Below are 14,703 nucleotides of genomic sequence, written 5' to 3'. Positions count from 1 at the left end.
CGGTGTGCAACAAGGGGAACTGAGTAGATGAGACACAAGGTCATCGCACTGGCGCTCGCCTGTGCCGCCACTATTTACATGACATCGGCGAATGCAGCCGAAACCTTGAAGATCGGCACGGAGGGCGCCTATCCGCCGTTCAATTTCGTCGATTCGGCCGGCAAGATCGGTGGCTTCGACGTCGATATCGGCCTTGCGCTCTGCGCCAAGATGCAGGTTGAATGCGAGGTGGTGGCGCAGGATTGGGACGGCATCATTCCTGGCCTTCTCGCCAAGAAATACGACATGATCATCGCTTCGATGTTCATCACCGAGGAACGCAAGAAACAGGTCGCCTTCGCGGATCCCTACTATCTTGCCGCCATGACCCATGTGGCACCGAAGGGGGCCGGCATCACCGCGTTCACCAACGAGGCGCTGAAGGGCAAGGTGATCGGCGCGCAGTCCGGTACGACGCAGGCTGATTTTATCGCCGCAGCCTATCCGGATGCGGAGATCAAGCTCTATCCGACACAGGACGAAGCCAATCTCGACATGGTCAACGGCCGCCTCGACATGCAGGTCGGCGACATGCTGCCCATGCTCGACTGGGTCACCAAGAATGATGACGGCAAATGCTGTGAACTGATCGGCACACCGATCACCGACCCGAAATTCGTGGGTGAAGGCGTCGGCATCGCCGTGCGCCAGGGCGACAACGATCTGCGTGAGAAGCTGAACAAGGCGTTGGCCGATATCCGTGCCGACGGCACCTACAAGACGATCAATGACAAGTATTTCACCATCGACGTGTACACGATGAAATAAGCGATCAGTCCGCGGGGGTGGTCTCGTGCGCAGGCGCCACCCAATCGTGCCGCAAATGCATTCAGCTCATTGTCAGTTTCGATGGGCATTCCCCCTGATGTCGAAATCATCAGGGGGCCGTCTTCATAAGGCGGTCAGCGTGCGCTGTGCTGTCAGGACGACTGAAAAAAAGGCCAATCGCCCATTTTCTTTCAATGGCGTTAGTCGTGACGATGGGGTTTGGGGCTTATCTCGCCTTTTTGCAGCTCAGCGGAAATTTCCATACGGTTATCCCGGGCCAGCTGTACCGCTCGGCTCAACCATCGCCCTCCCAGATTGAGCTATACGTCAGGAAATACGGCGTGAAAACGGTCGTCAACCTGCGCGGTGCGAGTGAAAACAAGGCCTGGTACGATCACGAAATCGCTACAGCAAAGCGTCTTAATCTGACCCATATCGATTTCGCCATGTCCGCGTCAAAACAGCTGACGCCAGCGCAGGCCGACCGGCTGGTGGTCCTTCTCAAGGACGCCCCCAAACCGATCCTGATCCACTGCAAATCCGGTGCGGATCGCACCGGGCTGGTCTCGGTCATCTATAGCCAGCAAATTGCCGGTATGGCGGAAGATGCCGCGGAACGGCAGCTCTCCCTTTTCTTCGGTCACGTCGCCATTCCTTATTTTTCACCGGCCTTCGCGATGGATGAAAGCTGGCATCGGCTGGAAGACCATTTTGGCCTGGAGGAAGATGGGCAACCAGCCCAAGGCTAACGCGCCACATCGATGACGATGCGGCCGCGGATCCTTCCGGCGACGATGTCGTCGGCCAACTGCGGCAGGTTCGACAGCGGCTCGACCGTCGTCATCGCCGCCAGAAGCGTGCGATCGAGGCTTTCTGCCAGGATCGCCCAGGCCTTGTCGCGTTCCGCATGCGGCGCCGTCACCGAATTGATACCGAGTAGCGCAACGCCGCGCAGGATATGCGGCATCACGGTCGCGGGCAGGTCGGCTCCGCCGGCAAGGCCGCAGGCGGCGACCGCACCGCTCTGCACGGTCTGCGCCAGCACATTGGCGAGCGTGGTCGAGCCGACGGAATCAATGGCGCCGGCCCAGCGCTCCTTCTGCAGGGCGCCGCCCTTCTCCGCCAGTTCGGCGCGATCGACAAAGCCAATTGCACCGAGCGTCGCAAGATAGTCGTGGGTTTCCGGGCGTCCCGTCGACGCGGTGACCTTGTAGCCGCGTCTGGCAAGAAGCGTGACGGCGACGGAGCCGACACCGCCGGCGGCGCCGGTCACGAGAACCTCGCAATCATCCGTCTTGATCTTGCCCCATCGTTCCAGCGCGTCAATGGCAAGGGCGGCGGTATAGCCGGCGGTGCCGATCGCCATGCTTTGCTCGAGGCTGAAGGCGTCCGGCAGGCGGGTCAGCCATTCCGGCTTCAACCTCTGAAAGCGGGTATAGCCGCCCCATTCGGTCTCGGACATGCCCCAGCCGTTGACGACGACCTTGTCGCCCGACTTCCAGTCCGAATTACGGGATGAGACCACGACGCCGGCGAGATCGACGCCGGCGACCATCGGCAAACGGCGGGCGATGCGGCCCTTGCCGGAAATGGCGAGGCCATCCTTGTAATTGAGCGTCGAAAACAGCACCTCGACCAACACATCGTGATCTGGCAGGTCCGAAAGCGTCAGTTCCTTGAAGTCGCTGACCGGTTTGCCGTCGCGCTCCTTGATCACCAGCGCCCTGAAATGATCCGTCATGGTTTTCTCCCGTCTGTTTTGGCGCAACATCGCATGGGAAAACGCGAAAAGCCATTTGGACCAAAGACAAAGGAAGGCGGTTTGTGCCTATGTGCCCAGCACACGACAGTGGCCTTCTCACTCCCGTCTGGCGTGCCGGGCATCTCCCGCTCAAGGGGGAGATTGGCGTGAGGCCGGCAATGATCGGGTCTGACGGTTTGGATCAGAAAAAGCTGCGGAATTTTGCTGGCGGCTTCGAAACAAAGCCTTGAATCGACAGGCGATTATCCACGATTATATCAAAATATATCGCTGCATCTTACTTCTTAAGATGTGTATAAAATAAAGATGAATTTCAGATTTATCTGCCATGCTTGCCGCGCAAGGCAGGTTTTCCTTCCGCGCTCTGGAGAAATACCTGTCGGCGTGCTATCAGGCGCTCGCAACAATCCTATGGAGCTTATCATGTTTTCGCAGCGCAAGCTGTCGAACCCGTCTGATCGCGGTTTTGTCCAGATGATCTGGAACGCGATCCTTCTCGTTCAGACCCGTGAAACGTCCTCGTTGATGACGGGTCGCCAACGCTAGGCAGCAGCAGCGGCCGGAAACGTCACGGAGGCTTTCAGCCCCTTGCCATCCGGCCCATCGCCCAGCGTGAGATGTCCGCCGAACAGTCCGGCGATTTCTTCGACGATCGGAAGTCCCAACCCCATTCCCGGTGCTTCGCCGCGTCCGCCGCGCGCGAAACGCTGGCGCACGACCTGCCGGTTCTCCGTCGGGATGCCCGGGCCATTGTCTTCAACGTCGAGGCGGACGGTGTTGTTTTCGATTCCGACACGAACGGTCACCTCCGCGCCCTTGCCGGCATAGGCGATGGCGTTTTCGATCAGGTTGCGGAGAAGCTCGCCGATCAGGAGGGGTTCGGCGCGGATCAGCGCCTCGCCCTCACCTTCGAAGCCGAGATCGACGCCCGCGTCGCCGGCACCGGGCACTCGATCGCCGGTGATCTCCTGCGCTAGCGCCATCAGGTCGATGATCTCCACGGGTTGCGGCTCCTTCGAGCCGGCGGCGTCGATCTTCGCCATCAGGAGCAGTTGCGCGAGGATGCGTTCGGCATGTGCCACGGCTTCGTCGCCCTTGCGCGCCGCGGCCTGCGCTTCCTCCAGCGTCGTGGCGCGGGTGGAAAGGGCAAGCTGGGTGCGGATGATCGCAAGGGGGGTGCGCAACTGGTGACTGGCATTGCCGGAGAAATGCCGGAGCGCATCGAGTGCTGCTTGCAGCCGCACCATGAAGGAATTGACCGTCTCGACCAGCCCCTCGACTTCGCTCGGCACCGATTGTTCGATCGGGTGCAGGTCGTCGGGACTTCGTTCGGCAATGGCGTCTCCCAGACGATAGAGCGGCCGCAGCGAGAAGGTCACGGCGACCCAGACGATCGCCGCGGCGCCGAGGATCATCATCAGCAGGCGCAGGGCCGAACGCAAAAGAATGGCCTGCGTCAATTGCCGCCGCGCGATGGTGGTCTCGGCGACGGTGACGACGAAGGGTACGGAGTTGATGCCGGTGGAGGCCGAGCGCTCCAGCGCCGCAACGCGGATCGGTTCGCCACGGAACTGCGCGTCGGCATACACCGCGGACTGGCCCTTCATGTCCGTGATCGAGGGCAGGTTCTGATAGCCGGTGATGAATTGGCCGGGTGGTCCGTCGACCCGGTAGAAGACGCGGTCCTGCGCCGCCGAGGTCAGCATTTCCAGCGCGACATAGGGAATGTCCACTTCCAGCGAACCGTCTTCCGCAACCACGACCCGCTCGGCAATCGCCAGCGCCGAGCCGGCAAGCACACGGTCAGAGACGACATTCGCCGTCTTCACCGCCTCGCGGTAGGTGTCGATCAAGGCGAGGCATCCGATGACCACCGTCGAGATCAGCAGCCAGGCAAGCAGCCTGCGGCGCAGCGAATAGGCAGCCCGCGCCATCAGCCGTCCGCCATCTTGTCGAGATAATAGCCGATGCCGCGCGCCGTGCGGACCGTCAGCCCGTGCGGTGCCAGCCGCTTGCGCAGCCGGCTGACATACTGCTCGATGGCATTGGCGCTCAGATCGTCGTCGAAGGCGGTCAGCGACTGGATGATTGCCTCCTTGGCGACCACCTTTCCGGCCCGCATGATCAGGATTTCAAGTAGGCCAAGCTCACGGGCCGGAATATCGACGGTGATGCCGCCGGCGGAAAAGGTGCGGGAGTTGAGGTCGAAGGAGATTTTGCCATAGCTGACGAGGGAGGAGCGAAGCCCCGCCTGCCGGCGCAAGAGCACGCGGACGCGGGCCTCGAACTCGCTGACGTCGAAGGGCTTGATCATGTAGTCGTCGGCGCCGAGATCGAGGCCGCGGATTTTCTCCTCCTGCGTCCCCCGCGCCGTCAGGATCAGTACCGCTGCCTTGTTCTGCCGGGCGCGCATCGAGCGCAGCACATCGAGCCCGTCCATTTCCGGCAAGGTCAGGTCGAGAATGACTAGATCGAAATTTTCGGTCGCGATCACGGCATCGGCCGATGCGCCGTCGCTGACGACATCGACCGCATAGCCGCTGCCGCGCAGGATGGCGACAAGCCCTTCCGAAAGCGCCTTGTTGTCTTCGACCAGTAGTATCCGCAAATCCGCTGTCTCCCTGATGGTACTCTAGCGGTCGTGCTTCGGCTTGTGAACGGACAGAGGCTGCGGCAATATCGTTTTATGCGCTTCCTTCTCTGTCTCAGCTTTCTCTGTGGAATCTCGCTGCCCGCCGCCGCCGAGCCGGTCGTTTTTCCGGCGCTCTCGGGAAACCCGTCTGCCTCGACCGTCGTCGTCTATTCCTCGCTCGACGAACCCCTGGCGCGGCCGATGATCGTCGGTTTTCAGAAGGCCAATCCGGATGTGGCGGTGCGCTACGAGGATATGCTGACCGGCGAGATCTACGACCGGATCGTCAAGGAAACCGACGCGGGCGAAAAGACCGCGGACTTCGCCTTCTCCTCGGCGATGGACCTGCAGGTCAAGCTCAGCAATGACGGCTATGCCCAGCGCAGCGACCTGCCGATGAGCGCTCGCTGGCCGGATTGGGCCAATTGGCGCAACACCGCCTATGCGCTGACTTTCGAGCCGGCGGTCTTCGTCTATCACAAGCCGAGTTTCACAAAGGAAAAGCCGCCGTCGACGCGGGCCGAGTTCGTCGACTATCTCAAGCGTCACGGCAGCGCCGTCTATGGAAAGATCGGCACCTACGATATCGAGCGGTCCGGCGTCGGCTTTCTGTTCATGGCGCGGGACCAGGAACAGTTCGGCGATATCTGGTCGGTGATCCAGACGATGGGTGCCGCAGGCGTCAAACTCTATTCCACCAGTTCGGCCATTCTCGAGCGGGTCTCCGACGGTCGCTTCGTGCTCGGCTACAATATTCTCGGTTCCTACGCCGCCGATTGGGCCTCGCGCCACCCGGATGTCGGCATTGTCCTGCCGCGGGATTATACCGTCGTCATGTCGCGCATCGGGCTGGTGCCGCAGGCGGCCGCCTCACCCGATCTCGGCCGGCGCTATCTGGAATTCTTCATGTCGAAGGAAGGCCAGACGATCATGGCGCGTGAATTGCAGATACCCGCCGTCAGCCCGGATGTCGCCGGCGCCAACACGGCCAATACGATGCGGGAGATGCTGGGCGGACAGTTGCGGCCGGTTCCGGTCAGTCCCGGCCTGATGGTCTATCTCGATCAGGTCAAGCGGGCGCGGCTGATCGCCCGCTGGAACGAAGTTTTGCGCCTCCAGTAGACGAAGCGGAAAAATTAGCGGAGATTATTCAGGCAAGGTTCCGCTCGATGTCAGGTAGATGACAGCTTCCTGTGGTGCCTTGTGGTTCTTCATCATCCGTGGAGGCGGATGATCGAGGCGAATGGGAGGAGTTTCACCAGACCCGGCGTTGTTTTGCCCAAGAAGCGAACGCGCGCCCGATCCAGAGTGAGCCAACCCCCGTCCGCGAAGATGAACACTGCGCGCCAGATCAAAGAGCGCGCCTGACGGAGGACTAATCTTGAAACAGTTTTTTCTGGCATCCATTCTCGCCGGTGCTCTCGCGCTGCCGGCTTTTGCCGCTGACTACACCATCATCGCGCCGGCCAATCCGGGCGGCGGCTGGGACCAGACCGCCCGCTCGATCCAGTCCGTGATGCAGCAGGAAGGCATTTCCGGCAACGTCCAGGTGCAGAACGTCCCGGGTGCCGGCGGTACCATCGGTCTTGCACAGTTCGCCAGCCAGTCGAATGGCAACCCGAATGCCCTGATCGTCGGCGGCTATGTCATGGTCGGCGCCATCCTCACCAACAAGTCACCGGTGACGCTGAATGATGTCACCCCGATCGCCCGCCTGACCGGCGAGTACGAAGCGATCGTCGTTCCGGCGGATTCGCCGCTGAAGTCCTTCGGCGATCTCGTCGAGGCGCTGAAGAAGGATCCGGGCGCGGTCTCCTGGGGCGGCGGCTCGGCCGGCGGCACCGACCATATCGCAGTCGGCCTCATCGCCAAGGCTGCAGGCGTCGATCCGACCAAGATCAACTACATCGCGTTCTCCGGTGGCGGTGAAGCGCTGGCCGCCATTCTCGGCAGCCAGGTGACAGCCGGCATTTCCGGCTACGGCGAGTTCGAAAGCCAAGTGAAATCGGGCACGCTTCGTCTGCTCGCCGTGTCGAGCGCCGAGCGCATCGCCGGCGTCGACGCACCGACCATCAAGGAAAGCGGCCTCGACGTGGTGGTGCAGAACTGGCGCATGGTTGCCGCCGCTCCCGGCCTGACCGACGAGCAGAAAGCTGCCGTTTCGACAGACATCGAGAAGCTGGTCAAGTCCGCCAGCTGGCAGGAAACCCTGAAGACCAAGGGCTGGCAGGATACCTATCTCGCCGGTGATGCCTTCAAGGAGCAGCTCGCCAAGGACATTTCGGCAACCGAAACGGTCCTCAAGGACATTGGTCTGGTTCAATGAGCAAGGGTCACACCCCTTCGACGGAAACACGCCGCCCTGACAGGGCGGCGCTTTTGATCGCCGTCTTCCTTGCAGCACTCGGCGGCCTGATCTTCTGGGATGCGTCGCGGCTTGCGAGCATGGGGGGCTACTCCGGCATCGGCCCGGCCACCATTCCGTTCGTGATCGCCGGCGGATTGCTGATCCTGGCGGTCTGGACCGTGTTTGAAGCACTCCGGGGTGATTTTCCGGCGCGCGACCGCCAGGAGTTCGGCCCCGTCGTCTGGATCGTCGGCGGTCTCGCCGTACAGATGCTGCTTCTGAAAACGCTCGGTTTTTCGATCGCGACCGGACTGCTCTTTGCCGCAACGGCGGCAGCCTTCGGCAAGCGCAAGCTGTGGATGACGATCCCGATCGGCATCGCGCTCTGTCTCGCCGTCTGGCTGGTCTTTGCCGGACTGCTGCAACTGTCGCTGCCCGCCGGTCCGCTCGAACACCTGTTTTGGTAAGGCCCTGACATGAATACATTCGATTTCCTGTTGCAGGGCCTGCTCGTCGCCGCCCAGCCCATGAACCTCCTCTACGCCCTGATCGGCGTGACGCTTGGAACCGCCGTCGGCGTTCTGCCCGGCATCGGCCCGGCGCTCACCGTGGCACTGCTTCTGCCGGTGACGTACCAGCTTGATCCGGGCGGCTCGCTCATCATGTTTGCCGGCATCTATTACGGCGGCATGTATGGCGGCTCGACCACTTCTATTCTCCTGAATACGCCGGGCGAAAGTGCGTCGATCGTCACTGCGCTCGAAGGCAACAAGATGGCCCGGGCCGGGCGCGGTGGACCGGCATTGGCCACTGCTGCAATCGGCTCGTTCGTCGCCGGCCTGATCGCGACCATGGCGCTTGCCTTCATCGCGCCGTTCGTCGTCAAGCTGGCCCTGGTGTTCGGCCCGCGCGAATATTTCGCGCTGATGGTGCTTGCCTTCGTCACCGTCTCCTCGGCCTTCGGCGATTCGACGCTGCGCGGGCTGACTTCGCTGTTCATCGGCTTTGCGCTCGCCATCATCGGCATCGACCAGCTGACCGGCCAGACGCGGATGAGCTTCGGCGTTCCCGATCTGCTTGACGGGATTGAGGTGACGACGCTGGCAGTCGCGATGTTCGCCATTGGCGAGTCGCTCTATATCGCAGCACAAGGTGACCTCGGGCCGGACAAGGTCGAAGCGGTCAAGGGATCCGTCTGGATGAACAGGCAGGATTGGGCGCGTTCGTGGAAAGCGTGGCTGCGCGGAACGGCGATCGGTTTCCCGATCGGCGCGATGCCGGCGGGCGGCGCTGAAATCGGCACGTTCCTCTCCTATGCCACCGAAAAGCGGCTGACCAGGCATCCGGAAGAATTCGGCAACGGCGCCATCGAGGGTGTCGCCGGTCCGGAAGCGGCCAACAACGCCTCGGCAGCCGGCACGCTGGTGCCGCTGCTGACGCTCGGCCTGCCGACCACGGCGACGGCTGCAATCATGCTGGCCGGTTTCCAACAATACGGCCTGCAGCCCGGCCCGCTTTTGTTTGCGACCAACCCGCAGCTCGTCTGGGGCCTGATCGCCAGCCTGCTGATCGCCAACTTCATGCTGCTCGTGCTGAACCTGCCGCTGGTCGGCCTCTGGGTGAAACTTCTGACGATCCCGAAGCCCTGGCTCTATGCCGGCATTCTGTTGTTCGCGACGCTCGGCACCATCGGCGCCAACCCGTCGGTGTTCGAACTCGGCATGCTGCTCGCCTTCGGCCTGCTCGGCTATGTCATGCGCATCTTCGGCTATCCGATCGCGCCTGTCGTCGTCGGCCTGATCCTCGGGCCGCTGGCGGAACAGCAGCTCCGCCGGGCCCTGGCGATCAGCCAAGGCGATGTCACGGTGCTGTTCACCTCGCCGATTGCCGCCGTTCTCCTGGTGATCGCGGCGGCCGCTCTGATCATTCCCTTGATCCTGCGGGCGCGGGGTCGTGGCGAGGTACTCGCCCAACTCGCCGCAAGCGAAGATTGACGGCGCTCCTCCCAAGACCGTCACAGGGAAAGGCCCGGTTAGCTGATGTTAACCGGGCCTTTCCTATTTGCATGGCTGGGATGAATTCCTGTGCATTGTAAAGCGGTGCCCAAAGGATCATCTTCCACTCATCGAATGAAACACGATCAACCAGACCAGAAAGTGAGCAAAAGAGATGTCCGCCCTTCGTAAACCTGCCCGAGGCTTCTTCGGTAATGCCATCGCCATCTTTGGCGCGGCCACGGCCGCAGCCGCGGCTGTTGAGGGCCACCGCCGTCCGCTGGACCGCGACCTCTACACTCTCGGTATCGATCCCGCGAAGTTCCGTTCCGTGAAGCGTGGCTAATTCCAAGGTCTACTGTTGAGCGCTGCAGGTTCAGCCGCAGCAATCAGAATGAAAAAAGCCCGCCAATCCCATGGATTGGCGGGCTTTTCGTTGCATGCAAAGTAAACCTCCACCTACGGTGGAGGGCTGGACGAGTTCTACACGGTAGTTGAGAGACCTCCTGCTTGAACCATTGGTGTGGCCAAGACATTCGAACATGGAGGTTATATGGATGACCAATCGCTCTCACATGCGACCTGGGACTGCAAATATCATGTGGTCTTTGGCAGCAAATTCCGGACGAAAAGACTCTACGGGGACGGACGGCGTGAGTTGGGTGAACTCTTACTTCGGCTGGCGCTGCAAAAGGGCTGCCAGATCGAGCAGGGCCAATTGATGCCCGACCATGTGCACATGCTGATATCGATCCCGCCGAAATACTCAGTGGCGCATATTGTCGGCTTTCTGAAAGGCAAGACCGCTCTTTATGTTGCCAACAAATATGCCCGCAAGCGGCGATATAAGGGGTATCACTTTTGGGCACGCGGCTATTTCGTCTCGACGACGGGCTAGAATGAGCAGGTCGTCAGACAATACATCCGTAATCAGGAAAAGGCCGACAAAGCTTCCGACTTTGCCGACCTCTTCAAGCCTAGCTACTAAGCGCTAACAAAACCACTTCTAGTGGTTCACGCGCAGCGTTTCAAACCTCCACCTCTGGTGGAGGTCATGACTTGCGTGACAGCCGTCAGGCGTTGGCGTGTTCAGCTTGCTCGCGCCTGTTGTGGCGGATCGAGGACCACAGCGAGATGCCGATCAGGGCCGCCCCACCGAGACCGGTGATGACTTCCGGGATATGCACCAGCGTCTGGCAATACATGATCACCGACAGGATCAGGATCGCGTAGAAGGCACCGTGCTCCAGATAGCGATATTCGGCGAGTGTACCCTTCTCCACGAGCATAATCGTCATCGAACGGACATACATGGCACCGATGCCGAGTCCGATGGCGATGACGAAGAGGTTCTGCGTCAGGGCGAAGGCGCCGATCACCCCGTCGAAGGAGAAGCTGGCGTCCAGCACTTCGAGATAGATGAAAGCGCCGAGACCGCCCCTTGCCGCAGCACTCATCGTCTGCTGCGATGCGTCGAGCAACCCGCCAACCACTTCGACCGCGAGGAAGGTCAGGAGGCCGTAGATGGAGCAATAGACGAAGGTGGTGGCTTCCTCGCCGTGCAGGAAGGATGAAAACACCAGGATCAGCACGAGCACGAAGGCGATTTCGACGCCCTTGATCGTCGCGAAGCGCGACATGCCGCGTTCCAATGAAGCAATCCAGTGGATGTCCTTCTCGTGGTCGAAGAAGAACTTCAGGCCGACCATCATCAGGAATGTCCCGCCGAACGCGGCGATCGGCAGATGCGCCTCGTTCATGATGCGGGCGTATTCCTCGGGGCGTGAAGCGGCCAGCACAAGGGCGTCGATTGGCCCGATGTTGGCTGCGATCACGACGATGAGAAGCGGGAAGACGATACGCATGCCGAAGACGGCGATGATGATGCCCCAGGTCAGGAACCGGTGTTGCCAGACCGGCGACATTTCCTTGAGCTTGTTGGCGTTGACGATGGCGTTGTCGAAGGAGAGGGAGATTTCCAGCACGGCAAGCACCGTGCAGATGAAGAAGACGGTGGCCATGCCGCCCAGAGTGCCTGTCGTGGTCCAGCCGAGCCAGGCGCCGAGCGCCAGACCTGCGGCCGTCGTAATGAAGGCCCATTTGAAATAGCCGAGCGTCGAGGGTTGCGAGGCGGGCCTCATGGGCGCACCTCCGATCCGTCAAAGCTCGGAGCAAGGGTTGAATAAATGGAGAAATCCCGCATGCCACGAACGGCATGCGAAGAACGCATGAGATGGATTGTCATGTGCTTATAGTCCGCCGGCTTATTTGCGGGTGATACCGACATCACGAGAGCGCCGTAGATTCTCGCCAGAGGGGCCCGGTATCAGGTTTGACTCCGCAGGCGTGTTAGAATGCCCTGCACTGCGGAGATGGTTCTTACTTAGCAACGATATGGCCAAGGTCAAGGACGCCGGCCATGAGTATGTTGCCTTTTACGGTAAGTTTGAGGTGCGCTCTCTGAGTGCGGGCGTCGCGACGGACGATTTCGATCGGCGCCTGCGGTCCGCAAAGCAGATTGGTCTCCCGCAGGACGAGCGCGTGGGCGATGCCGAATAGCTTGGCAAAGGTGCGGCTGTCATCGGCGATCCCTTCGGAAATGGCAGCGATGATGCCCGCACCCAGCGGCGAAAGCGTGGCATCCTGGCCGCAGATAGCCTCGACAAGGGCAAGGAAATCGCCTTCGGACGGGCTATCCGGCATCAGGCTGCATCTGTGGCTTTGGTGCGGAAGGATACCAGTACCGATTTTGACGTCGGCGTATCGCTCTCGTCCCCGGCGCTCGACAAGGGCACGAGCACGTTGAGTTCCGGATAGTAGCCGGCGACGCAGCCGCGCGGGATATCATAGGGTACGAAGCGGAAGTTGGTTGCGATGCGGGAGATGCCGTCGCCGTGGCGGCCGATCACATCGGCGCGGTCACCGCTCTCGGCGCCGAGGTCGGCAAGGTCGGCCGGGTTGATGAAGACGACGTTGCGCTCGCCGTAAACGCCACGATAGCGGTCGTCCATGCCGTAGATCGTCGTGTTGTACTGGTCGTGCGAGCGGAAGGTCTGCAGCACGAAAACGCCGTCCTGGCCGCGGGCGACCTGATGTTCGACGGCATCGGGGAGCGGGCCGGCCCAGAATGTGGCGCGACCTTCCGGCGTTTCCCACTCGCGATTGGCGGCGGCATTGCGCAGATGGAAGCCGCGCGGCTTGCGGACGCGCTCGTTGTAGTTTTCAAAGCCGGGGATCACGTTGGCAATGTGATCGCGGATCAGGTCGTAGTCATCGGCAAGTGCTGCCCAATCGACCTTTACCGAACCGACGGTCGCGGCAGCGATGCCTGCGATGATCGCCACTTCGGAGCGCAGCTCGGGCGATGCCGGTTTGTTGATGCCGCCGGAGCCGTGCACCATGCTCATCGAATCCTCGACGGTGACGATCTGGCTGACGCCCTTCGTATTCCGGTCGATTTCGGTGCGGCCGAGGCAGGGCAGGATGAAGCTCACCTCGCCCGGCATCAGGTGCGAGTGGTTGAGCTTGGTGGCGATGTTGGCCGTCAGCTTCTGCGAGGCCAGCGCCTTTTCGATGATTGGGCTGTCCGGTGTTGCGCGCGCGAAATTGCCGCCGAGGCCGATGAACGCCTTTGCCGAGCCATCCAGCATCGCGCCGATGGCGGCAAGCACGTTGTGGCCCTCGTGCCGCGGCGCCTTGAAATCGAATTCCTGCTCCAGTGCGTCGAGAAAGGCCGCCGGCGGCTTCTCGTTGATGCCGACGGTGCGGTCGCCCTGGACGTTTGAATGGCCGCGTACGGGGCAGAGGCCGGCACCCGGCTTGCCGATATTGCCGCGCAGCAGCATGAAATTGGCGATCTCGCGGATGGTGATCACCGAATGCCGGTGCTGGGTGACGCCCATCGCCCAGGTGCAGATCACCCGCTCGGCGCTAAGATAGATTGTCGCCGCCCGCTCGATTTCGGCGCGCGTCAGGCCGGACTGGTCCTCGATCTCTTCCCACGTGGTCGCATCAACAGCGGCGCGATAGGCGTCGAAATCCGCAGTGTGCCGGTTGATGAAACCGAGGTCCAGAACAGAGGGCTCGCCCGCCGCAAGTGCTGCGTCATCCGCCGCGAAGACAGCCTTGGCCATGCCGCGAACAGCCGCCATGTCGCCGCCGAGGCGTGGCTGGAAATAGTCGCTGGCGATCTCGGTCGAGCCGCCGCGCAGCATTTCCAGCTTGTCCTGCGGGTCGGCGAAGCGTTCCAGGCCGCGCTCGCGAACCGGATTGAAGACGGCGATCTTCGCACCGCGTTGGGCCGCGCGGCGGAGATCGCCGAGCATGCGCGGATGGTTGGTGCCTGGGTTCTGGCCGATGACGAAGATGGCATCGGCCTTCTCGAAATCCTCCAGCAGCACCGTGCCCTTGCCGACGCCGACCGCCTGCTTCATCGCGATGCCGCTTGCCTCATGGCACATGTTGGAGCAATCGGGAAAATTGTTGGTGCCGTAGAGCCGGACGAAGAGCTGATAGAGGAATGCGGCTTCGTTGGAGGCGCGGCCGGAGGTGTAGAACTCGGCCCGGTCCGGCGTGTCGAAGCTGTTAAGGATCGCACCGATCTCGGCAAAGGCGGTATCCCAGCTGACGCGAACATAGGTGTCCGTGGCGCGGTCGTAGCGCATGGGATGGGTGAGCCGGCCCTGCTGTTCCAGCGCGTAGTCGCTCCAGGTCTTCAGCTCGGAGACTGTATGGGCCGCGAAGAAGTCGGGCGGCGTGCGCTTGTCCGTCGCTTCCCAGGCAACGGCCTTGACGCCGTTCTCGCAGAATTCGAACGAGGACCCATGTTCCGGATCACCCCAGGCGCAACCTGGGCAGTCGAAGCCATCGGGCTGGTTGGCCTTCAGCAAGGCACGGGCGCCCGAAAGCGGCGAGCCGCTTTCCAGAAGCCGCTTGCCGCAGCTTTTCAGCGCCCCCCAGCCGCCTGCCGCGCTGGAACGCTTGCCGATGAAAACAGTCTTGCCCATGAACGAAGCGATCCTCGCGCGCGGTCGATAGAAGAAACTTGATCAAAAAGTTCGGTTACACAGGCTTGTGATCGAATTTCGGTTTTCTTTCAATGGCCCATTTCGCATGCGCTAATAGGATATTTCTATCATGCTGCAGTGCAGCATCAAAGAGA

At 61.5% G+C, this 14,703-nt stretch carries 14 protein-coding genes and 1 pseudogene; 9 read left to right on the top strand and 6 right to left on the bottom strand.

Translation table 11 applies throughout. The features are described 5' to 3' along the window. Window positions 1-27: 27 nt before the first annotated feature. Complete coding sequence (locus WI754_RS04105) at window positions 28-807, top strand: ABC transporter substrate-binding protein (protein WP_349436387.1); 780 nt, start codon at window positions 28-30, stop codon at window positions 805-807. A 212-nt stretch (window positions 808-1,019) separates the two neighbouring features. After that, window positions 1,020-1,556 carry a dual specificity protein phosphatase family protein gene (locus tag WI754_RS04100; protein WP_349437720.1) on the top strand — a complete coding sequence of 179 codons (537 nt, stop codon included), beginning with the start codon at window positions 1,020-1,022 and terminating at the stop codon, window positions 1,554-1,556. Here WI754_RS04100 and WI754_RS04095 read toward each other — a convergent pair. Next, window positions 1,553-2,548 (bottom strand): MDR family oxidoreductase, encoded by a 996-nt coding sequence (locus WI754_RS04095; protein ID WP_349436386.1) that lies wholly within the window; start codon window positions 2,546-2,548, stop codon window positions 1,553-1,555. The genes WI754_RS04100 and WI754_RS04095 overlap by 4 nt on opposite strands. Before the next feature lie 444 nt (window positions 2,549-2,992). Here WI754_RS04095 and WI754_RS04090 point away from each other — a divergent pair, with 444 nt between their 5' ends. Further along, on the top strand, window positions 2,993-3,115 hold the full coding sequence (locus WI754_RS04090) for a hypothetical protein (protein WP_349436385.1): 123 nt from the start codon (window positions 2,993-2,995) through the stop codon (window positions 3,113-3,115). On the opposite strand, the gene WI754_RS04085 is transcribed toward WI754_RS04090, so the two are convergent. Further along, window positions 3,112-4,503, bottom strand: coding sequence for a sensor histidine kinase (locus tag WI754_RS04085; protein ID WP_349436384.1), 1,392 nt, complete (start codon window positions 4,501-4,503; stop codon window positions 3,112-3,114). The genes WI754_RS04090 and WI754_RS04085 overlap by 4 nt on opposite strands. Continuing rightward, window positions 4,503-5,177: a response regulator gene (locus WI754_RS04080; protein WP_349436383.1), complete on the bottom strand. Its 675-nt coding sequence runs from the start codon at window positions 5,175-5,177 to the stop codon at window positions 4,503-4,505. Before WI754_RS04080 ends, WI754_RS04085 begins: the two co-directional genes overlap by 1 nt. 78 nt (window positions 5,178-5,255) lie before the next feature. Between WI754_RS04080 and WI754_RS04075 the strand changes: the two genes are divergently transcribed. The 6 genes and pseudogenes from WI754_RS04075 (at window position 5,256) to tnpA (ending at window position 10,530) form a co-directional block, all read left to right on the top strand. Next, window positions 5,256-6,323 (top strand): ABC transporter substrate-binding protein, encoded by a 1,068-nt coding sequence (locus WI754_RS04075; protein WP_349436382.1) that lies wholly within the window; start codon window positions 5,256-5,258, stop codon window positions 6,321-6,323. A 259-nt stretch (window positions 6,324-6,582) separates the two neighbouring features. Beyond that, window positions 6,583-7,527, top strand: coding sequence for a tripartite tricarboxylate transporter substrate binding protein (locus WI754_RS04070; RefSeq protein WP_349436381.1), 945 nt, complete (start codon window positions 6,583-6,585; stop codon window positions 7,525-7,527). After that, window positions 7,524-8,015 (top strand): tripartite tricarboxylate transporter TctB family protein, encoded by a 492-nt coding sequence (locus WI754_RS04065; RefSeq protein WP_349436380.1) that lies wholly within the window; start codon window positions 7,524-7,526, stop codon window positions 8,013-8,015. The genes WI754_RS04070 and WI754_RS04065 overlap by 4 nt, the downstream gene beginning before the upstream one ends. Window positions 8,016-8,024: 9 nt before the next feature. Beyond that, on the top strand, window positions 8,025-9,542 hold the full coding sequence (locus WI754_RS04060) for a tripartite tricarboxylate transporter permease (RefSeq protein ID WP_349436379.1): 1,518 nt from the start codon (window positions 8,025-8,027) through the stop codon (window positions 9,540-9,542). Window positions 9,543-9,717: 175 nt separating this feature from the next. Further along, the gene (locus WI754_RS04055) at window positions 9,718-9,888 is read left to right on the top strand and encodes a hypothetical protein (protein WP_349436378.1); all 171 of its coding nucleotides are present in this window, start codon (window positions 9,718-9,720) and stop codon (window positions 9,886-9,888) included. 207 nt (window positions 9,889-10,095) lie between these two features. Beyond that, window positions 10,096-10,530: pseudogene (gene tnpA / locus WI754_RS04050) on the top strand (IS200/IS605 family transposase). Between the two features lie 85 nt (window positions 10,531-10,615). On the opposite strand, the gene WI754_RS04045 reads toward tnpA, so the two are convergent. The 3 genes from WI754_RS04045 to WI754_RS04035 all read right to left on the bottom strand — a co-directional run bounded on the left by WI754_RS04045 (window position 10,616) and on the right by WI754_RS04035 (window position 14,548). Beyond that, window positions 10,616-11,683 (bottom strand): DUF475 domain-containing protein, encoded by a 1,068-nt coding sequence (locus tag WI754_RS04045; RefSeq protein ID WP_349436377.1) that lies wholly within the window; start codon window positions 11,681-11,683, stop codon window positions 10,616-10,618. 238 nt (window positions 11,684-11,921) lie between these two features. Beyond that, entirely contained in the window at window positions 11,922-12,245 is a 324-nt protein-coding gene (locus tag WI754_RS04040; RefSeq protein ID WP_349436376.1) for a hypothetical protein, read from the bottom strand. Then, window positions 12,245-14,548, bottom strand: a complete 2,304-nt coding sequence (locus WI754_RS04035) for an FdhF/YdeP family oxidoreductase (RefSeq protein WP_349436374.1) — start codon at window positions 14,546-14,548, stop codon at window positions 12,245-12,247. Before WI754_RS04035 ends, WI754_RS04040 begins: the two co-directional genes overlap by 1 nt. Between the last annotated feature and the right edge of the window lie 155 nt (window positions 14,549-14,703).

Origin of the sequence: Pararhizobium sp. A13, from assembly GCF_040126305.1 — a bacterium.
Lineage (GTDB): Bacteria > Pseudomonadota > Alphaproteobacteria > Rhizobiales > Rhizobiaceae > Pararhizobium.
Note: the sequence above shows the minus strand (reverse complement) of the source record. Positions and strands in the feature narration are given on the sequence as shown.